This is a genomic window from Streptomyces caeruleatus (genome assembly GCF_001514235.1).
Lineage (GTDB): Bacteria > Actinomycetota > Actinomycetes > Streptomycetales > Streptomycetaceae > Streptomyces > Streptomyces caeruleatus.
In genome coordinates this window covers 53,056-72,187 of record NZ_KQ948927.1, presented here as the reverse complement: position 1 = coordinate 72,187, position 19,132 = coordinate 53,056, and the positions used below count along the sequence as shown (strand labels likewise).

Genomic DNA, 19,132 nt, shown 5'->3' with positions numbered 1-19,132 from the left:
GACGACCGAACCGGTGAACGGGGGACGGGACATGTCCTGGATGCGCAAGGTGTCGTGCACGCCGGCCCCGCACCCCACCGGCTTCGCCCTGCTGCCGTGGCTGCTGCTGGGGATGGGCTCCTTCTCCAACCTCTTCCAGGGCCGGACCCCCAACCCGTGGATCGGCGGCCTGGGCCTGTTCGTCTTCAACTCGCTCTACATCTACATAGCGACCCGCGCCTTCGTGAAGGAGAAGCGCGAGTCCCCCTCCACCCAGGTCGCGCTGGCCGCGCTGGCCGCGGTGACCTGCGGGCTCGGCATGGGGTACGGCGGTTCCTGGCTGCTGTTCTTCCCGCTGCTCGGGCTGGCGACCGGGGCGGCCGTACGGATGCCGCGGCTGCGCTGGACGGGTGCCGCGGTGACCGTGCTCGCCGGGGCGACGGCCTTCGTACGGGATGGCTGGGGCGGCCTCGACATCGCGTACGCCACCTGGATCTCGACGATCGTGACGGCGGCGATCCTCTCCTTGTCCGAGGCGGTACGGGAACTGCGGGCCGCCCGCGAGGAACTGGCCCGGCGCGCGGTCGAGGAGGAACGCCTGCGCTTCTCCCGCGATCTGCACGACCTGCTCGGTCACACCCTCTCCGTCATCGTGGTCAAGTCGGAGGCGGCGCGGCGGCTGGCGGCTCGCGATCCGGACGCCGCGCTGGCCCAGGTCGTCGACATCGAGTCCGTCGGCCGGCAGGCGCTCACGGAGATCCGGGAGGCGGTGACGGGTTACCGGGACGGGAGCCTGGCGACGGACCTGGACCGCGCGGGCTCGGCCCTGTCGGCGGCGGGTGTGACCCCTCGGATCACCCGGTCAGGCCCTCCGCTCGCGCCGCGCACCGAGGCCCTGCTGGGCTGGGTGGTGCGCGAGGCGGTCACCAACGTCGTCCGCCACAGCGACGCCACCCACTGCGAGATCGCCCTCTCCGGCACCCCGGAACACGCCCACCTCACCATCACCGACGACGGCACCGGCACCCCCGTCACCACCCCCCGCGAGGGCATCGGCGGCACCGGCCTGAGGGGCCTGGCAGAACGCCTCGCCGCGGCGGGCGGCACGCTGACGGCTGGGCCGGGGTCGCGCCGAGGGTTCGTGGTGACGGCGGAACTGCCGGTGGAGGCACCCTCTTTCAGCCCGTCCGGCGTGTGAGGACGCCGTCTCGGTGTGCGTGCGCCTGTGCGAGCAGGAGGTAGCTGCTCGCGGTCCACGTGTAGGCGCGGTCGCGCAGGCCGGTGCCGGTGAGGGCGTCGAAGTTCTCGGCGAACCCGTGGGTCTCGCACAGGGCGCGGAAGCGGGCGCTGATGTCGTCGGCGAGGCGGTCGTGGCCGGCGCGGCGCAGGCCGTCCTCGACGAGGACCGTGGCGGGGGCCCAGATCGGGCCGCGCCAGTAGCCGTCGGCCAGGTAGTGCGGCGAGGTGGGCAGTTCGGTGGCGAGGCCGTACGGGGTGAGGTGGGCCTTGATGTGGTCCGCGAGGGCGGCGGCGATCTCGGCGGGCAGATGCTCGCCCAGCGCGATGGGCATCAGGTCGAGGAGGCTGGCGCTGCTCCAGGTCTCCCCGGTGTCGGCCGAGCGGGCGACGAACCTGTCTCCGGTCCAGAGCTGGTCGAGCAGGGCGGTCTGCGTCTCCTCGGCCGCGGCACGCCAGCGGCTCGCCTCGCCGGGTCTGTTCAACGCCGTGGCCAGTTCGGCGAGTTCACGCATCTGGAGGGTGAGGAAGGCAGCCAGGTCGGCGGTGACGACCACGCGTTCGGGGTCGAAGGTGGTGGCGTTGTCCCAGCCGCTGTCATTGCCGTGCTGGTAGTGGGGCAGGTCGGCGCCGGGGGCGCGGCGGGCGGCGAGCCAGAAGCCGGTCCAGCGTTCCAACCGCTCGTACACCTCGGCCAGTTGGGCCTGGTCGAACGAGGTCGGGAGCCGACGGTTGAGGTGGCCGAAGGCCCAGCCGTGGATGGGCGGCTTGACGAAGTTGTAGAGGACCTCGGAGTGGGTGACCGAGTCCGGCAGGGCGCCGCTGTCGTCCTGGTGGTCGAAGGGCAGGTGGAACTGGTCCTGGGCCAGTTCCGGGCAACCGGGTGCGAGGGCGAGGGCGTTGAAGCAGTGGTCCCAGCTCCACACCTTGTCCATCCAGTGCTTGGACATCAGCACACCGGGCCGGGTGACCAGGCCCTTCGCCGCCACGGTCGCCGACCACACGACGTAGGCGGCGAGTTCGGCGGCCGGGGTGGCGTCCGAGCGCCAGGGGGCCACGGCGTCGACGAAGTCCGCGAAGGCGCCCCGCGCGGCCGCCACGATGTCGTCGAAGGAAGCCGAGGAGCTGTACGGCGGCCGGGCGGTGTCGAGTTCCTCGATCGCGATCTCCCAGCCGCCGTCCGCCCGCACGGTCACGGCGACGCCGCGCTCGCCGCCGCCCAGGGCCTGGGCGCCGGCCGTGCGGGCGATCGTGCCGGACAGCACGGTGACGCGGTAGCGGCGGCCGGTCTCGTAGGAGGTGAACACGTGCCCGTTCGCCGCCGGGTCGTGGAAGAAGTACGTCCCGCTGAAGGGGGTCAGGGTGTGCGCGGCGGCGAAGACGCCGAGGTCGAGGCCGCTCCCCCGCAGTCGTACGGTGTCCGGTGCCTCGTACGCGAGGTCGACGCGTCCGCGATCGGCCGTCCAGCTCAGCAGGCCCGGTGTCGCCTCGACGCGGGTCTGGGCGCGGGCGGCCGAAGCCGTGTCCAGGGGGGCCAGTCGCAGGACGGCGTGCATGCCGTTCTGGTGCGAGACGAGGTGGAGGTCCTCGGCATACGTCTTCTCCGCGATCACGGGCGAGATGTCGAACCAGGATCCGTACGTGCTGAACGGGATGTCGTGGACGGAGAAGGCCGGACCGGAGGGGGCGGCGGTCATGGGGCGTGACTCGTTTCTGGAGCAGGGGGGTGGGGGCTCAGTCCTTCACGGCACCGGCGGTCACGCCGGCGGCGACGTAGCGCTGGGCGAGGACGAGGATGACCGCGGCGGGCAGCGAGGCCACTACGGCGGTGGCCATGACGGCGTTCCACTCCTGGTTGTTGTTGCCGATGTAGTGGTAGATGCCGAGGGTGATCGGCTCGTGGGCGCCGCCGTTGACGAGGGTGCTCGCGAAGACGAAGTCGGACCAGGACCACAGGAAGGCGAACAGGGACACCGTGACGACGGCGTTGCGGCTCATCGGCAGGACGACGGACCAGAAGGTGCGCAGGGCCTGTGCGCCGTCCATCTGCGCGGCCTGGAGCAGTTCGCCGGGGATGCCGGACATGAACGCCGTGAAGATCAGCACCGCGAACGGGACGGCCAGGGTGGAGTCGGCGACGATCAGGCCGGGGACGGACTGGAGCAGGCCGAGTTGGAGGTAGATGGCGTAGAAGCCCATCGCCATGATGATGCCGGGGATCATCTGGGCCGCCAGCAGGACGAAGCTCAGGACGCCGCCGCCGCGCGGGCGCAGCTTGGCCAGGGCGTAGCCGGCCGGTGCGGCCAGGGCCACGGTGAGGACGACGGTGCCGAGGCCGATGACGAGGCTGGTGCCGAGGTAGGGCAACTGCTCGTCGAGGACCGTGCGATAGCCGGCCAGGGTGCCATGGGTGGGGAACAGGTCCGGTGGGCTCTTGCGCATGTCCTGGTCGCGGGTGAGGGACACGTTGAGCATCCAGTAGACCGGGAAGAGCATGATCGCGGTCAGCAGGACGCCGATCGTGGTCTTCCCCCGCGTACGCCCACGGGTTCGGCTCATGACAGCGCCTGCTTTCTCTGCGCCCGGACGTAGACCAGGCCGAAGACCAGGGCGGCGACGACGAGCAGGTTGCCGACTGCCGCTCCGGGGCCGAAGGCGGGCAGGAGGTTGCCGAAGCCGAGCTGGTAGGACCAGGTGGCGAAGGTGGTGGAGGAGTCGGCCGGGCCGCCCTTGGTCATGATCCAGATGATGTCGAAGACCTTGAGGGTGTAGACGAGCCCCAGCAGCAGGGTGATCGCGGACACCGGGCGCAGCAGCGGGAAGGTGATCCGCCAGAACCTCTGCCATGCGTTCGCGCCGTCGAGGGCGGCCGCCTCGTACAGCGAGGCCGGGATGGACTGGAGGCCGCTGTAGAGCACGACCAGGTTGAAGGGGACGCCGATCCAGATGTTCGCGACGGTCACCGAGGTCAGTGACCAGGACGGCGAGGTCAGCCAGTTCACCGGGTCGAATCCGAGGGCGCTCAACAGGGCGTTGACGACGCCGGAGTCGCTGTTGAGCATCCACGACCAGGTGGAGGCCGAGACGATCAGCGGCAGCAGCCACGGGACCAGGAACAGGGCGCGCAGCGTGGCCGAGAGCCGGAAGTTCTGGTGGAAGAAGACCGCGAGGGCGAGCCCGACGGCGTACTGGAAGAGCAGGCACACGGCGGTGAAGACCACGGTGTGCAGCAGGGCCGGTGCGAAGGTCGGGTCGTCGAGGATCTTGCGGTAGTTGGCCAGGCCGGTGAACGGTGCGTCGCCCTGGACGAAGGAGCGGACGGTGTAGTCGCGCAGGCTCAGGTCGAGGTTGCGGTAGAGCGGATAGGCGTAGAAGAGGGCGAGGTAGAGGGTCACCGGGGCGAGGAATGCCCAGGCGGCCCACTGGGTGGAGGTCGGACGGCGGCGCTTCCCGCTGCGGGCCGGTGGCGGGGCGGCGGTGGCCGCCCCGGTCCGGACGGCCGCGGACCGATGGTCCGGGAGCTGTGTCGTGTGGTGCATCAACGACCCTTGCGGTCGGGTCACTTGGCTGCGGACTGGGCCTCGGACAGCGCGTCCTCGGGCGACTTGGAGCCACTGAGGGCGGACTGGACGGCTCTCCACATCTGCTCGGAGATCTTCGGGTACTTGGTGCCGAGGTCGTCGCTGGTACGGCCCTTGGCCGCCTTGACCGCGTCGACCCACGGCTTGAGGTCGGCGTTCGCGGCCACCTGCTTGTCCTGGACCTCGCTGGTGGGGGCTACGTAGGAGAGCGTGGTGTCGGTGGTGTAGAGGTTCTCGCCGCTGGTCAGGCAGGTGACCAGCTTCTGGGAGGTGGCGTAGCGGCCGGAGTCCTCCTGGACCGGGACGGTGACGAACTCGCCGCCGGTGGGGGCCGCCGCGTTGCCGCTCGTGGCGGCGGGGATGGGCAGTACCCCGTAGTCGAAGCCGGTCTTCTTCGCGTTGGCGAGCTGCCAGGTGCCGTTCTCGCCGAACGCGTAGTCACCGCCGGCGAACTCCTGCCAGCTGGTCGTCTGGGTGTTGTTGAGCACCGAGTTGGGGGCGTAGCCGTTCTGCAGCCAGTCCTTCCACAGGGAGAGGGCGGAGGCGGCCTGGGCGGAGTCGAGTTCGGTCAGCTCGGCACCCGAACCCCAGAACCACGGCAGGAACTGGAAGCTGCCCTCCTCGGTACCGATCGCGGAGAAGGTGATGCCCTTCTTGCCGGCTTTCTTCACCTTCGCGAGGGCCGCCGTCAGCGACTTCCAGTCCTTGATGGAGGCGGCGTCCACGCCGGCCGCCTTCAGGACGTCCTTGTTGTAGTAGAGGGCGAGGGTGTTGGCGCCGATCGGCGTGCCGTACGTCTTGCCGCCCGACTGGCCGGCCGCGAGCAGGTTGGGGTCCACCTTGGAGGTGTCCAGCTTGTTGTCGTCGGTCGTGGTGAGCACGCCCGCCTCGGCCAGGGTCGACACCACCGGGTTGTCGACGACGAGGACGTCCGGCGAGTTGCCCTGCTGCGCCGCCAGCAGTGTCTTGTTGCCCAGGTCGCTGGTGTCGAAGGCGGTCCGCTTGACCTTCACACCGGCCTTGGTGCCGCACTCGTCCAGCAGCTTCGCCCAGTCCGAGGTCTTGTCGAACTGCGGGTACGGGTCCCAGACGGTGTACGTGCCGCTGTCGGCGCCCTGGGCGGCGCTGCCGCCGGAGCCGGAGGAGCAGGCGGTGGCGGTGACGGCCACGGCGAGCGCGGTGACGGCCACGCCGGTCAGACGGCGCTGTCTGGAGGAGCTGTTCATCGCGAGGGTTCCTTTGTTCTGGGCATGCGGGTGCCGGTGTTCTGGGCATGCGGGTGCCGAGGCACGGGGTGGCGGGCGCAGGCGGGCACGGCGAACGGCACGGTGAGCGTTCGTGCGTCCGGTGAGGTGAAGTGCGCTGAGGTGAAGTGAAGTGAGGTGAGGTGAACCAGGCGGTTGTGGTCAGGAGGCTGTGCAGGGACCGGTGCTGGCCCGCAGGGAGATGGGCGGGGTGAGGAGGTGGTGCCGGGGCGGCGCGTCGGGATGGTCGAGCCGTTCCACCAGCAGGTCGACGGCGAGCCGGCCCAGCTCCTCCGCCGGCACGTCCGCCGCGGTGAGCTGCGGGGTCACCGTCTCCGCCCACCGGCCGGCGACGACACCCGTGACGGAGAAGTCGCGCGGCACATGGCGACCCGCCTGGGCGAGCCCCCGGTACAACCCGCCCAGAGCGGCCTCGTTCAGGGTGACCAGGGCCGTGGTGGCGGGATCGTCGTGCAGGATCCGCGCCAGACACGCCTGCCCGGAGGCCGCGTCGTCCCCACAGCAGTACGTGCGTACGGTCAGCCCACGCTCGGCCGCGGCCTTGGTGAAGCCGTCCAGGCCGCGGTGCGCGGACTCGTACCCCGTCCGCAGCAGTTGCTCGGGCCGGTTGACGAAGGCGATCCGGCGATGGCCCAGATCCGCCAGGTGGTGCACACACGCCGCGGTCAGCGCGGTGTGGTCCAGGCCGACCCACCAGCCGCGCTCCGGGTGGGCGGTGCGGCCGATGGCGACGGCGGGGAAGTCCAGCTCGGCCAGGTGAGCGGCCCGGTCGTCCTCCAGTCTGATCTCCATCAGGATCGCGCCGTCGACCCGCCGCTCCCCCAGCAGCCGCTGGAACGAGCGGTCGCTGTCCACACCGCTCGGGGAGAGCAGGACGTCGTAGTCGAAGGCCGCTGCGGCCTCCACCACACTGCCGATGAAGTCCAGCTGCATCCCCGTGTAGTGGTTCCCGGCCGGCGGGAACACCAGGCCGATCGTGCTGGTCCGCCCGTTGGCCAGGGCACGCGCGCTGGCGTTGGGCCGATAGCCCAGCTCGTCGATGACCCGCTGGATCTTGCGACGGGTCTCCTCCGACACCGAGCGCTTGCCGCTCAATGCGTAGGACACGGTGCTCCGCGAGACACCGGCCCGCTTGGCGATCTCACCGATGTTCACGGGAACTCCTTGCTCGAACCGGTTCGCTGCTCCGGGAGGAACATAGCGCCGGTCGCGTGCGGCTGGGAACGGTGAAGAGAGGCGACGTCCGGCTGTCGAACCGGTTCGCTTGAAGTGAAAGTAGGAACAGACCGGACGCCTGTCAACACCCTCGGCAGCACATCCACGCTCGACAGAACGCCGGATTTCTTCGGGTCGAGGGGATTGCTGCCCCGGTTTCCCGGTGCTAGCTTCCCCGAACCGGTTCGATGAACAGATCCTTCCGACGACCCGACGCCGGTTCCGTGCCTTCCTTGGAGCCGCTGAGCCGCCATCCCCGTCAGTCACGCGAGTTTCCCGCTGCCCCACGCTTCGATCGAACCGGTTCGATGTACCGAGACTTCAGGATTGAGGACGCGATCCATGCCATCCGCTGACAGATCAGCCCCGCGCCGGGCCCCGGCCGCCGTGGCGCTGGCCCTCGGCGCCGGCCTGCTGGCCGCGCCGGCCGTGCCCGCGCAGGCGGCCGAGGTGCCCCAGCCCGTCGCCCACTACACCTTCGACCAGGACGATCTCGCCTCCGGAAAGATCACCGACAGTTCCGGCAACGGTCTGACGGCGGCCCTGGTGAACCAGTCCACCGCGCAGTCCGTCGTGGGCGCGGACGGCGGCAAGGCGCTCGCCCTGCCCGGCGGGGCGCCCACCTCCACCGGCGCGTACGTCCGGCTGCCCCGCGAGGTGCTCGCGGACGCGAGCGACCTGACGGTCTCCGCCCGGGTGAAGTGGAGCGATGACAAGTCGGCCTGGCAGCGGATCTTCGACCTGGGCACCGACACCACGAAGTACCTCTTCACCACCCCGTCCAACGGCGGGGTCCTGCGCACGGCCGTGACCACCGGCGGAGGCGGCGCCGAGGCGCAGGTCTCCGGGTACGCCCCGCTCCCCGCCGACCGGTGGCGGACGGTCACCGTCACCCTCGACACCGCCGCCGGACGCGTGACCACCTACCTCGACGGTGTGGCGGTCTCCTCGGCGGCTACGACCGTCAAGGCCAGGGACCTGCTGAGCACTTCGGCGACGGCCGCCGGCTACATCGGCAAGTCCTTCTGGCCGGACCCCCTGCTCAAGGGCGCGATCGACGACTTCACCGTGTGGCACGCGGCGCTCAGCGCCGAGCAGGTGGCCGGTACCGTCGCGACCGTGCCCACCCTCCAGCAGCTCTCGCAGACGTCCTTCGAGGTCCGCACCACCACCGGCACCGCCCCGTCCCTCCCCGCGGCGGTCCGCTCCACCTACTCCGACGGCTACGACCGTGACACGCGGATCGTCTGGGACGCCGTACCGGCCGAGAAGTACGACCGGCCGGGAAGCTTCACGGTGGCGGGCACGGCGGCCGGGCGCGAGGTGAAGGCGACCGTGACCGTGGTCCGCGAGGGACAGCTCACCGTCGACCTCGGCTCCGACACCGGCGCGTTCCACGGCGGTGCCTCCGGCACCCTCTACGGCGTGTACGGACCGGACGTCCCCACCAACAACCTCATCGAGGGCATGGGCCTGCGCACGGTCTCCACCAAGGCCCAGGACGGCCCCCAGCACCCGGGGGCCGACGCGCTGGAGGTGGTCAGGCCGCTGGCCGACTCCACCGACGGCGACGTGTACATCTACATGACCGACATCCACCGCGGCTTCCCGTACGAGTGGCCGGGCAGCACTCCCGCAGAGAAGCTCAAGCTCTACGAGGAGAAGATCGCGACGCAGGTCGACCAGGTGCTGAAGCTGCCGACGGAGTACCAGGACAACATCGTCTTCGTGCCGTTCAACGAGCCCGAGGGCAACATGTTCGGCACCGGCGAGTGGAGCTACGACAAGGTCAGCTGGCTGAACGACCCCGACGACTACTTCGCCGCCTGGGACTCCGCGTACAAGCTCATCAAGGGCAGGATGCCCGACGCCCGTATCGCCGGGCCCAACACCAGCGTCCTGTACGACCAGGTGCAGGGCTTCCTCACCCACGCCCTGGCCGCCGGCACCCTGCCCGACGTCATCACCTGGCACGAACTGAGCCACCCGGAGGCGGTGCGCCAGAGCGTGGCCAAGTACCGGGCCTGGGAGCAGGACCTGTTCAAGGGCACCGCCCGCGAAGGAACCCAACTCCCCGTCAACATCAACGAGTACGCCTTCAACTACCACACCTCCGTCCCCGGCCAGATGATCCAGTGGGTCTCCGCGATCGAGGAGTCCAAGGTGGACGCCGACATCGCGTACTGGAACATCGACGGCAACCTCTCCGACTCCGCGGTGCAGTCCAACCGGGGCAACGGCCAGTGGTGGCTGCTGAACGCGTACGCCTCGATGAGCGGGCACACGGTGGAGGTCGACCCGCCGTTCCCGGGCGAGAACTACACCATGCAGGGCGTGGCCACGCTCGACACGAGGAAGAAGCAGTCCCGGCTGGTCTTCGGCGGCTCCAACGGCAAGGGCCACATCATCTTCGACCACGTCCCCAGGAAGGTCTTCGGGGACAGCGTCCACGCCTGGGTGAAGGAGATCGACTGGAGCGGGCAGGTCGGCGACAACTCCGGCCCGAAGCTGCTCACGGAGACGAATCTGAAGGTCGGTGACGACGGCAAGGTGGTCGTCGACTTCGGCGACGGCGCGCTGCCGGAGCTGAAGGAGTCCTCGGCGTACGAGATCGTCCTCAGCCCGGCCGGGAAGGCGAAGGGCACGCAGACCGCGCCCGTGCGCTGGCAGGGTTCGTACGAGGCGGAGGACGCCGCCCACACCGGGTCCGGGTACTCGAAGAACGGGCCGGAGGGATCGCCGCGCGACGTGTCCAAGTTCTACACCTCCGGCGGCCACGACGTGGGCGGCCTGCGCACCGGCTCGGACGTCACGCTCGACTTCACGGTGGACGTGCCGGAGGAGGGCACCTACGACCTGAGCGTCTTCGCCAACTCCCTCAACACCTTCGACAAGGTGAAGGAGCAGGGTCCGACCAACGTCTTCCTGCGCGTGGACGGCAAGGCGGACAGCGAGCAGGAGCTGTACCTGCCGCTCGGCTACAAGTGGGTGGTGTGGGACCACACCGACACCAAGGTCCACCTCACCAAGGGCGAGCACACCCTGACCCTCGCCGCGCGGAGCGCCGACGGCAAGCGCGCCACCAAGGGCGACGCCATCGTCGACCGCCTCACCCTCGCGCTTCCCGACGCCTCGGCCGGCACGCAGGTGTACGAGGGCGAACTGGCCTGGCTGGGCGGCGGTGCACGGCCGCTCTACGACCTGCCGAAGCGGGCGGCCACCGGATCGGGCGCGGCCCGGCTCGCCAAGAACCAGACGGCCACGTTCTGGGTCTACTCCCCCGCCGACCGCGAGGCCACCCTCAGGGTCGACACCCTCGGCGGCGCCGACGGCCGGGTCTCGGTCAACGGACATGAGGTGCTACGGCTGTCCAAGGACCGGCGTGCGGTGGCGGTCTCCCTCTCGGGCGGCGTCAACAAGGTGACGGTGACCGGCGGTTCGGCCCCGACGCTCGTCGACCGCCTGACGGTCACACCCACCGAGGACGCGCTGCCGGCGCGGACGTACGAGGCACAGGACGCGGCACTCGCCGGTACGGCGACGCTCGCGACGCTGTCACTCGCCACCGACGGTACGGCGATCACCGGCATCGGCGGCGCCCCGGGCAACGGCAACACCGCGACCTTCACCGTCACCGCGGACAAGCCCGGCCTCTACGCGCTGCGCGTCCGCTACTCCAACCCCGAGCAGTCCGAGGCCACCCACTACAACCCGGACCCGCTCGCCCGTCACGCCGACATCAGCGTCAACGGCGGCGCGATCCAGCGGGTCGGCTTCCCGCACACCTTCCACCAGAACGACTTCTGGGAGCTGACCGTCCCGGTCCAGCTGAAGAAGGGACAGAACACGATCGCCTTCCGCTCCGAGGAACTGCCGAACTTCGACGGCACGACCTACGCCTCGGACACCTTCCCGGGAGTGCTGCTGCGCTCGCGCTACGCCCCGCTGATCGACCGGATCACGGTGGCGCAGTACGCACGGGAGGTGCGCTGAGTAGCTGACCACCGGCGGGGCGCTCCGCGGGGCGCCCCGCGTCCTACTCTTGGGCCGTGAACGAGATGCCCCGGGATCACCGTCCCGCCAAGTCCATCCGGGTTCTGCTCGCCGAGGACCAGGGCATGATGCGCGGCGCTCTCGCCTTACTCCTCGGGATGGAGCCGGACATCGAGGTCGTGGCGCAGGTGTCGGCCGGGGACCTGATCGTGGACGCCGCTCTCGTCCACCGCCCGGACGTGGCCCTCCTCGACATCGAACTTCCCGGCCGCAGCGGGCTGGACGCCGCGGCCGAGCTGCGCGACCAGGTTCCCGACTGCCGCGTGCTGATCCTGACGACGTTCGGCCGCCCGGGCTATCTGCGCCGGGCCATGGAGGCCGGCGCCGCCGGTTTCCTGGTCAAGGACGGCCCCGTGGAGGAACTGGCCGCCGCCGTCCGCCGCGTACTGACCGGCGAGACGGTGATCGATCCGGCCCTCGCCGCGGCCGCTCTGAGCGCCGGGCCCAGTCCGCTCACCGCCCGCGAGTGCGACGTCCTCACCGCCTCGACGGACGGCGCGACGGTCGCCGACATCGCGACCAGGCTGCACCTGTCGGAGTCCACGGTCCGCAACTACCTCTCCTCCGCCATCGGCAAGACGGGCACCCGCAACCGCATGGAGGCACTACGGGAGGCGCGTCAGCAGGGGTGGCTGTAGAAGGGCGGGGGCCAGCAGGGGTGGCTCCGGCAGGGCAGGGGTCAGCAGGGGTGGCTGTAGCAGGGCGGGGTCAGTGGCCGGCAGGCCTGCGCGGCAGCCACACCAGCATCAGCACCACTCCCCCGCCCAGCACCCACGCCCCCGCCCGGAACGCCAGCGCATACCCCTCCGTCAGCGCCTCCGGCGTCGCCGTGCCGCCCGTGCGGGCCGCCGCCAGCGTCGACAGGACCGCGAGGCCCAGGGAACCGCCCATCGTGCGGGAGGTGTTGACCAGCCCCGAGACCAGCCCGGCCTCCCCCGCTTCCGCCCCGGACGTGGCCAGCGCCGCGAGCGGGGTCGCCGCGAGGCCCGCGCCGAGCATCATGAGGATGCCCGGCACCATGATCGAGGTGACGTATCCGCCCGTGACGCTCAGCGTCGACTGCCAGCCGAAGCCGACGACGGCCACGAGCGTGCCGGCGACCGCGACCGTGCGGGTGCCCGTCCGCGGCATGAGCCGGGGCGCGAGCTTGGAGCCGAGGAGCACGGCCAGCGAGCTCGGCACGAGGGCCAGGCCGGCCTCCAGCGGGGTGTAGCCGAGCACGTTCTGCGCGTACAGCGTCATGAAGAACCACATGCAGAACATCGCCGACCCGCACAGGAACATCGCCGCGTTCGCCGACGACACCGCCCGCACCCGGAACAGCCCGAGCGGCATCAGCGGAGCCGCCGTACGCGACTCCACGAGGACGAAGACGCCGATCAGGGCGAGCCCCGCGAGCAGCGGCACGACCGTGGCCGTCGCCGTCCAGCCCGACGCCTCCGTCTGCGAGATGCCGTACGCCAGCGTCGCCAGCCCCGCCGTCACCAGCACCGCGCCCGGCAGGTCCAGCCGCCGCCCGTCCCCGGCCCGGCTGTCCACGAGCCACAGCAGCGAACCGGCCAGCACGACCGCGCCCACCGGCACGTTGATCAGCAGCACCCAGCGCCACGACAGCACGTCCACCAGCACCCCGCCGACGAGCCCGCCCGCCGCACCGCCGCCCGCGCCGACGGCCGTCCAGGTGCCTATGGCCCGCGCCCGCGCCGCGCCCTCCGGCACCGCCGCCGTGACGATCGTCAGCGTCGAGGGCGCCAACACCGCCGCGCCGAGCCCCTGCACGGCCCGTGCGAGCAGCAGCTGCCAGTCCTGCTGGGCCAGCCCGCCCGCCAGCGAGGCCAGCGTGAACACGGCGAGCCCGACGAGGAACATCCGCTTACGGCCGTACAGGTCCCCGGCCCGCCCGCCGAGCAGCATGAACCCGGCGAAGGCGATGGCGTAGGCGTTGACGACCCACTGCAGGCCCTGCGCGCTCATCCCCAGATCGGCCCGCATCGAGGGCAGCGCCACGTTCACGACGGACACGTCGAGCACGACCAGGAACTGTCCGGCGCAGGCGAGCGCCACCACCAGCCAGGCAGGGGGCGCGGTACGGCGGGACAGGCGGGCGGTGGCGTCAGCGGCTCCGAGCATGAGTGTCATGTTCTCAACGACCGACGCTCCTGGCATCAGGAATTGGACCCAGGTCCTCCGCCGCCGATCGACCTAGGCCCGCGGTCCCCGGTCGCCCCCGTCCACGCCACCTCGCCCCTTTTCCCAAGAGAAGGTCAAGAAATCGTTAGCTGGCCAAAGCATCGGAATAGTTGCCCAGGCACACCAGGTTGGTCCCTCACATGACACAAACGACGAACGACCAGCCCACCGGCAGAGCGACCGGCCCCCTCGTCCCGGTCCTCGCCTTCGCGGGCATCGTTGTCGCGGTAATGCAGACCCTGCTCGTCCCGGTCATCAAGGACCTGCCGCAGCTGCTGAGCACCGCGCCCAGCAACGCCACCTGGGTCCTGACCTCCACCCTGCTCTCCGGCGCCGTCGCCACCCCGATCATGGGCCGCCTCGGCGACCTGTACGGCAAGCGGCGCATGCTGATATCCAGCCTGGCCGTCATGGTGCTCGGCGCGCTGGTCAGCGCGGTCACCAGCGATCTGATCCCCATGATCGTCGGCCGCACCCTCCAGGGCTTCGCGATGGGCGCGATCCCGCTCGGCATCGGCCTGATGCGCGACATGCTGCCCCGCGAGAAGCTCGGCTCGGCGATGGCCCTGATGAGCTCCTCCATCGGCGTCGGCGGCGGCCTCGCCCTGCCCGCCGCGGCCCTGGTCGCCCAGAACGCCGACTGGCACGCCCTCTACTACGGCGCCGCCGGCCTCGGCGTGCTCGCCATCGCCCTCACCCTCCTCGTCGTACCGGAGTCCGAGGTCCGCGCGGAAGGCACCTTCGACCTGCTCGGCGCGCTCGGCCTCTCCGCCGGCCTCGTCCTCTTCCTCCTGCCCATCACCAAGGGCAGCGACTGGGGCTGGACGTCGGGCCTCACGCTGGGCCTGTTCGCCGCGTCGGCCGCGGTCCTCCTCCTCTGGGGCGGCTACGAGCTGCGCACGAAGGCCCCGCTGGTCGACCTGCGCACCACGGCCCGCCCGGCCGTCCTCTTCACCAACCTGGCCTCGATCATGGTCGGCGTCAGCTTCTACGTCGTCTCCCTCGTCCTCCCCCAGCTGCTCCAGCTCCCGAAGGAGACCGGCTACGGCCTCGGCCAGTCGATGGTCGTCGCGGGCCTCCTGGTCGCCCCGCTCGGTCTGACGATGATGTTCACGGCCCCCGTGTACGCCCGGCTCTCCGCCAAGTACGGCCCCAAGACCACCCTCATCCTCGGCATGCTGATCATCGCGATCGGCTACGGCGCCGGCCTCGGCCTGATGAGCGCCCCCTGGCAGAGCCTGGTCATCTCGGTGGTCCTCGGCGCCGGCATCGGCCTCGCCTACTCCTCCCTGCCCGCCCTGATCGTCGGCGCGGTCCCGGCCTCGGAGACGGGCGCGGCGAACGGCCTCAACACGCTGATGCGCTCCATCGGTACGTCGGTCTCCAGCGCCGTCATCGGCATGGTGCTGGCGAACACCGCGAACGACGTCGGCGGCGTCGAGATCCCGACCATGCACGGCTTCCGGGTGTCCTTCCTGATCGCGACGGCGGCGGTCGCCGTAGGCCTGCTCCTGGCCCTCTTCCTCCCGAAGCAGCGCCCCGCCTCCGCCCACCCCCAGCTGCGCGCCAGCAGCGAGGAGGACGCCAACCTGGAACGCGCCGAGCAGGCCCTGCGCGGCTTCCGCGGCCGCGTCCTGGACGCCGAGGGCACGCCGGTCGCCCGCGCCAAGGTCACCCTGATCGACCGCCGCGGCCGCCAGGCCGGCGCGACGCTCTCCGAGGATGACGGCAGTTATGCACTCACCGTCCCTACGCAGGGCGCGTACGTCCTGGCAGCGCGGGCCGAGGGCCACGGGCCGCTGGCCTCTTCGGCGACGCATGCGGGCGATGACAGCGCGGTGGATGTGGATCTGGCGTTGCCTGGTGCCAGTGTGACTGCGTAGCGCCCAAGGGGGTGCCGCGATGTGTTGTCTGGCGGCTGCGGGTGCGTCGTGGTTTGTCGCGTAGTTCCCCGCGCCCCTTTGGGTGCGCTGCCGCACCCCCCGTCACGAGTTGACGGGGGGTGGTGCACCATGGGCGCCCACACACCCGTACGACCGAAAGGGACCCCATGGCCCCGTCCCCCAAGCCCGAGATCCTGGCCGCGTTCGAGGCGGCGAAGGGCTTCATGCCGGTGGACGAGGGGCTGGCCCTGTACGCGGCGGCGGTCGAGGCCGGGCGCCTCGGCCTCCCCCTCCTGGAGGTCGGCACCTACTGCGGCCGCTCCACGATCCTGCTCGCCGACGCCGCCCGCGCGGCCGGGGTGACGGCCCTCACGGTCGACCACCACCGCGGCAGCGAGGAGCAGCAGCCTGGCTGGGAGTACCACGACCCGGAGACGGTCGACCCCGAGATCGGCCTGATGGACACGCTGCCGACGTTCCGCCGCACCCTGCACGGGGCGGGCCTGGAGGAGCACGTCGTCGCCCTGGTCGGCCGCTCCCCGCAGGTCGCGAAGGTCTGGGGCACCCCGCTCGGCCTGGTCTTCATCGACGGCGGCCACACCGACGAACACGCCACCGCCGACTACGAGGGCTGGGCCCCGCACGTCGCCGAGGGCGGCCTGCTCGTCATCCACGACGTGTTCCCGGACCCGGCGGACGAGTTCACGGGCCAGGCCCCCTACCGCGTGTACCTGCGGGCGCTGGAGTCCGGCGCGTTCACCGAGGTGTCCGTTACGGAGTCGCTGCGCGTGCTGCGGCGGACGGGGACTGGGGTCTGAACTCGGAACCGGCTCGACCGTGCCTTCCCAGCGCGGGCCCTGGTCGGCCCGTAAGGTGGCAGGCGTGTCGTACGTAGGCCCGGACTTCGATCCTCCCCAGCCCCGCCGCAACCGCCGCCGAACCCTGACCGTCGCGCTCGCCGCGCTGGTACCCGGGGCCCTGCTCGGCTGGGTGGTGTACGAGGCCGTGAGCAGTCCCGGCGACGGCGGCAGCTCGGGCAACGCGGCCGTACGGCTGTCGCCCTCGTCGCCGTCGAACACGGCGCCGACCATTTCCGCCACGAACGACGACAAGCCCCCGGGGCCCACTCCCACCCCGGAGTCCACGACCACCTCCGGCCCCCTCAAGGGCAAGGTCGTCGTCATCGACCCCGGCCACAACCCGAACAACTTCCAGCACACGGCCGAAATCAACCGCAAGGTGAACATCGGCACGAACTGGAAGGAGTGCGACACGACAGGGACTTCGACGAACGACGGCTACACCGAGGCCAAGTTCACCCTCGACGTCGCGCACCGCATGCGCACCCTGCTGGAAAAGCAGGGCGCCACGGTCGAGTTCACCCAGGACGGCGACCGCTCGTGGGGCCCGTGCGTGGACGAACGCGCCCAGATCGGCAACAAGGCGCACGCCGACGCCGTCGTCTCCATCCACGCCGACGGAGCCGGCACCGGCCAACGCGGCTTCCACGTCATCCTCCCCGGCAAGGTGAACGCGGGTGCCGCCAACACAGAGCCCATCGTCACCCCCTCCCGCGACCTCGGCGAGCGCATCGCGGGCTCCTTCGTTCGCGTCACGGGCAGCGCACCCTCCAACTACGTCGGCGACGGCACCGGTCTCGTCACGCGTGAGGACCTGGGCGGTCTCAATCTGTCAACGGTTCCCAAGGTGTTCATCGAGTGCGGCAACATGCGCGATAGCAAGGACGCGGCGTTGCTCACCAGTGGCGCCTGGCGGCAGAAGGCGGCGCAAGGGATCTCTGAGGGAATCGCGAACTTCCTGGAAAGGTAAGAAGTTCAAACCACCGAGATTCGTCATGCACACGCTCAAATCTACCTCAAAATGATTGCAGCAGCACCCACCCCCTTGATCGACTAGCTTCGACCGGAGGCGATCGAAGCCTTCTCTTTTATGATCATGGGGGATCATTTGAAGCTCCACTCAGTCCAGCGCGGGGCCACCGTTGTCGCCTTGTCCATGAGCCTGCTCAGCGTGGGCGCCTCGGCACAGGCCGCCTCGAGCACGACCAACTCCAATATCGCGAGCATGGAGACACCTCGGATCGGAGGTGGCTACATGATGAAGAGGCTGACTAACGTCCGCCCAATCGGGACTAAATGCGGCAAGGAGCCCATCGCAATAGCCTCAGGCCAGGGCAAGATGACCCTGCGCATAGATGAGACCCGATCCACAGGCTCGGTACTCTCGAAACACATCGAGGCTTCGGCGAAGGTCATCAGCGGGGGTGTCGGCTGGGATGTGACAAAGTCCCGAAGCATCACCGTGAGCGGCTCCAAGGAAGTGCCTCGCGGCAAGCACGGCACGCTCACCGGCTACGTGAAGTACTCCGGGAAGAAGTTCGACGTTCAGGGCCTGCTCGCCGTAGGCGGGTGGCACACCTTCCAGAAGAACAAGACGGCCTACAAGCCAATCGGCGTCTGCTTCAAGTACAGCCAGCGATAGCCGACTCTCGAGTCACGTTCAGCCCTTGACGAAGCGGCTCGCCGGACGCACCCCGGCGGGCCGCTTCTCACTGCGGACGGCGGTCTCAATCTGCCAACGGTTTCCGAGCCGTTCCACGGATCGGGCATCTGGGCCATAGCAAGGGTGCGGCTGCTGACCACCGGCGCGAGGTGCACGCGGGCGTCCGTGGAATCTCTGAGGGGATCGTGAGTTTCCTGCACGTGTAGTGGTCCACCGGCTGATCCCTGCGGACAGCCTCGTCGGTCGGACGATAAGGTCGTCCCTACGATGAGGGGCCACCCCCGCGCTTCACACCGGGGCCTGACGGCGACATGGTGACAGCGACGCCTCTACCGATGACGAGACGACTGACTGAAGGACCGACTGAAGTGAATATCCGCTCCCTCACTCGAGGCGACGGCGTGGTGATCGGAGCAGCGGTGTTGCTGTTCATCGCGTCGTTCCTCGACATCTACTCCGTCGACGGTGCCGAGGGCATCGACCTGCCGAACGCCTGGGGCAGCGGACCGCTCCTGCTCGGCGTCGTGCTGGCGGGCCTCATCGGCGCCGCGCTCATCGTGGTCGCCCGGGGACTGCCGCAGGCGCCCAAGGTTGCCGGACTGGACCTCGGCCAGTTCGGCGTCGCCTTCACGGTCTTCGCTGCCTGGAGTGCACTAGGCAATATCTTCGACCCTGCCGGCGGCGCGAACAACGTAGGCGAGAGTTCCTCCTCCGGCCCGGACGCGGGCACCGGACTGATCCTCGCCCTGATCGCCACTCTGGTCCTGGCCGCTGCCGCCATCGCCACCCCCTTGGTCCCCGCCCTCCAGGCCCCCCTCCTCCCCACCCCCAGCCCCGCCGCCCCCCAGCCCTACGGCGCCCAGCCCCCCGCTGGTTACGGCTACCCGGGTGCTCAGCAGCCGCAGGCCGGGCAGCCGTACGGTGGGCAGCCGCAGGCCGGGCAGCCGTTCGGTGGCGGGCAGCCGCAGCAGGCTCAGCAGCCGCAGGCGCCCGCGGCGGACTTCTCGCCGTTCTGGTTCGCCGTGCCGGTGGCGCGGCCGCTGTTCGCGGAGGACGGTTCGCCGACGCCGATCGCCGAACTCGCGCCGGGCACCTGGTACCTGGCCGTCGAGCAGCGCGGTCCGGCCCTGGTGGCGCAGACGCAGGACGGTCGCCGTGGCGTCCTCCAGGACACGTCGGGCATCCAGCGCGGCTGACCACAGCAACT

General features: G+C 70.4%; 15 protein-coding genes. 8 read left to right on the top strand and 7 right to left on the bottom strand.

The window, feature by feature from the left end:
• Window positions 1–31: 31 nt before the first annotated feature.
• Complete coding sequence (locus AQJ67_RS12720; protein WP_062718658.1) at window positions 32–1,177, top strand: sensor histidine kinase; 1,146 nt, start codon at window positions 32–34, stop codon at window positions 1,175–1,177.
• On the opposite strand, the gene AQJ67_RS12715 is transcribed toward AQJ67_RS12720, so the two are convergent.
• The 5 genes from AQJ67_RS12715 to AQJ67_RS12695 all read right to left on the bottom strand — a co-directional run bounded on the left by AQJ67_RS12715 (window position 1,158) and on the right by AQJ67_RS12695 (window position 7,216).
• Window positions 1,158–2,912 carry an amylo-alpha-1,6-glucosidase gene (locus AQJ67_RS12715; protein ID WP_062718656.1) on the bottom strand — a complete coding sequence of 585 codons (1,755 nt, stop codon included), beginning with the start codon at window positions 2,910–2,912 and terminating at the stop codon, window positions 1,158–1,160. The two genes, AQJ67_RS12720 and AQJ67_RS12715, sit on opposite strands and share 20 nt — an antisense overlap.
• A 37-nt stretch (window positions 2,913–2,949) precedes the next feature.
• Window positions 2,950–3,774 (bottom strand): carbohydrate ABC transporter permease, encoded by an 825-nt coding sequence (locus AQJ67_RS12710; RefSeq protein ID WP_062718654.1) that lies wholly within the window; start codon window positions 3,772–3,774, stop codon window positions 2,950–2,952.
• On the bottom strand, window positions 3,771–4,754 hold the full coding sequence (locus AQJ67_RS12705) for a carbohydrate ABC transporter permease (RefSeq protein ID WP_062718652.1): 984 nt from the start codon (window positions 4,752–4,754) through the stop codon (window positions 3,771–3,773). The genes AQJ67_RS12710 and AQJ67_RS12705 overlap by 4 nt, the downstream gene beginning before the upstream one ends.
• Window positions 4,755–4,774: 20 nt before the next feature.
• A complete protein-coding gene (locus AQJ67_RS12700) occupies window positions 4,775–6,022 on the bottom strand; it encodes a sugar ABC transporter substrate-binding protein (protein ID WP_062718650.1) in 1,248 nt (415 codons plus the stop codon).
• Between the two features lie 180 nt (window positions 6,023–6,202).
• Complete coding sequence (locus AQJ67_RS12695) at window positions 6,203–7,216, bottom strand: LacI family DNA-binding transcriptional regulator (RefSeq protein ID WP_062718648.1); 1,014 nt, start codon at window positions 7,214–7,216, stop codon at window positions 6,203–6,205.
• 402 nt (window positions 7,217–7,618) lie between these two features.
• On the opposite strand from AQJ67_RS12695, the gene AQJ67_RS12690 reads away from it, so the two are divergent.
• A complete protein-coding gene (locus AQJ67_RS12690) occupies window positions 7,619–11,269 on the top strand; it encodes a LamG-like jellyroll fold domain-containing protein (RefSeq protein WP_062718647.1) in 3,651 nt (1,216 codons plus the stop codon).
• Window positions 11,270–11,334: 65 nt separating this feature from the next.
• Window positions 11,335–11,967 carry a response regulator transcription factor gene (locus AQJ67_RS12685; RefSeq protein WP_062718645.1) on the top strand — a complete coding sequence of 211 codons (633 nt, stop codon included), beginning with the start codon at window positions 11,335–11,337 and terminating at the stop codon, window positions 11,965–11,967.
• A 70-nt stretch (window positions 11,968–12,037) separates the two neighbouring features.
• Here the strand turns inward: AQJ67_RS12685 and AQJ67_RS12680 are convergent, their stop codons facing one another.
• Window positions 12,038–13,468 carry an MFS transporter gene (locus AQJ67_RS12680; RefSeq protein ID WP_079055931.1) on the bottom strand — a complete coding sequence of 477 codons (1,431 nt, stop codon included), beginning with the start codon at window positions 13,466–13,468 and terminating at the stop codon, window positions 12,038–12,040.
• Between the two features lie 191 nt (window positions 13,469–13,659).
• On the opposite strand from AQJ67_RS12680, the gene AQJ67_RS12675 reads away from it, so the two are divergent.
• The 3 genes from AQJ67_RS12675 (at window position 13,660) to AQJ67_RS12665 (ending at window position 17,232) form a co-directional block, all read left to right on the top strand.
• Window positions 13,660–15,402, top strand: a complete 1,743-nt coding sequence (locus AQJ67_RS12675) for an MFS transporter (RefSeq protein ID WP_062718643.1) — start codon at window positions 13,660–13,662, stop codon at window positions 15,400–15,402.
• 167 nt (window positions 15,403–15,569) lie between these two features.
• Window positions 15,570–16,220: a class I SAM-dependent methyltransferase gene (locus AQJ67_RS12670; RefSeq protein WP_062718642.1), complete on the top strand. Its 651-nt coding sequence runs from the start codon at window positions 15,570–15,572 to the stop codon at window positions 16,218–16,220.
• 64 nt (window positions 16,221–16,284) lie between these two features.
• Window positions 16,285–17,232: an N-acetylmuramoyl-L-alanine amidase gene (locus AQJ67_RS12665; RefSeq protein ID WP_062718641.1), complete on the top strand. Its 948-nt coding sequence runs from the start codon at window positions 16,285–16,287 to the stop codon at window positions 17,230–17,232.
• A 134-nt stretch (window positions 17,233–17,366) separates the two neighbouring features.
• On the opposite strand, the gene AQJ67_RS50185 is transcribed toward AQJ67_RS12665, so the two are convergent.
• On the bottom strand, window positions 17,367–17,489 hold the full coding sequence (locus AQJ67_RS50185; RefSeq protein ID WP_279616885.1) for a hypothetical protein: 123 nt from the start codon (window positions 17,487–17,489) through the stop codon (window positions 17,367–17,369).
• 28 nt (window positions 17,490–17,517) lie between these two features.
• Here AQJ67_RS50185 and AQJ67_RS47625 point away from each other — a divergent pair, with 28 nt between their 5' ends.
• Both AQJ67_RS47625 and AQJ67_RS12650 read left to right on the top strand, forming a co-directional pair.
• Window positions 17,518–17,904: a hypothetical protein gene (locus AQJ67_RS47625; RefSeq protein ID WP_159058763.1), complete on the top strand. Its 387-nt coding sequence runs from the start codon at window positions 17,518–17,520 to the stop codon at window positions 17,902–17,904.
• A 389-nt stretch (window positions 17,905–18,293) separates the two neighbouring features.
• Window positions 18,294–19,121: a DUF5336 domain-containing protein gene (locus AQJ67_RS12650; protein ID WP_062718638.1), complete on the top strand. Its 828-nt coding sequence runs from the start codon at window positions 18,294–18,296 to the stop codon at window positions 19,119–19,121.
• Window positions 19,122–19,132 lie beyond the last annotated feature (11 nt).

Excerpts from the sequence above, each read along its gene's own strand:
- AQJ67_RS12720 (WP_062718658.1), top strand. The coding sequence starts at position 32 with ATGTCCTGGATGCGCAAGGTGTCGTGCACGCCGGCCCCGCACCCCACC.
- AQJ67_RS12715 (WP_062718656.1), bottom strand. The coding sequence starts at position 2,912 with ATGACCGCCGCCCCCTCCGGTCCGGCCTTCTCCGTCCACGACATCCCG.
- AQJ67_RS12710 (WP_062718654.1), bottom strand. The coding sequence starts at position 3,774 with ATGAGCCGAACCCGTGGGCGTACGCGGGGGAAGACCACGATCGGCGTC.
- AQJ67_RS12705 (WP_062718652.1), bottom strand. The coding sequence starts at position 4,754 with ATGCACCACACGACACAGCTCCCGGACCATCGGTCCGCGGCCGTCCGG.
- AQJ67_RS12700 (WP_062718650.1), bottom strand. The coding sequence starts at position 6,022 with ATGAACAGCTCCTCCAGACAGCGCCGTCTGACCGGCGTGGCCGTCACC.
- AQJ67_RS12690 (WP_062718647.1), top strand. The coding sequence starts at position 7,619 with ATGCCATCCGCTGACAGATCAGCCCCGCGCCGGGCCCCGGCCGCCGTG.
- AQJ67_RS12685 (WP_062718645.1), top strand. The coding sequence starts at position 11,335 with ATGCCCCGGGATCACCGTCCCGCCAAGTCCATCCGGGTTCTGCTCGCC.
- AQJ67_RS12680 (WP_079055931.1), bottom strand. The coding sequence starts at position 13,468 with ATGACACTCATGCTCGGAGCCGCTGACGCCACCGCCCGCCTGTCCCGC.
- AQJ67_RS12675 (WP_062718643.1), top strand. The coding sequence starts at position 13,660 with ATGACACAAACGACGAACGACCAGCCCACCGGCAGAGCGACCGGCCCC.
- AQJ67_RS12670 (WP_062718642.1), top strand. The coding sequence starts at position 15,570 with ATGGCCCCGTCCCCCAAGCCCGAGATCCTGGCCGCGTTCGAGGCGGCG.
- AQJ67_RS50185 (WP_279616885.1), bottom strand. The coding sequence starts at position 17,489 with ATGCTCGCGATATTGGAGTTGGTCGTGCTCGAGGCGGCCTGTGCCGAG.
- AQJ67_RS47625 (WP_159058763.1), top strand. The coding sequence starts at position 17,518 with ATGATGAAGAGGCTGACTAACGTCCGCCCAATCGGGACTAAATGCGGC.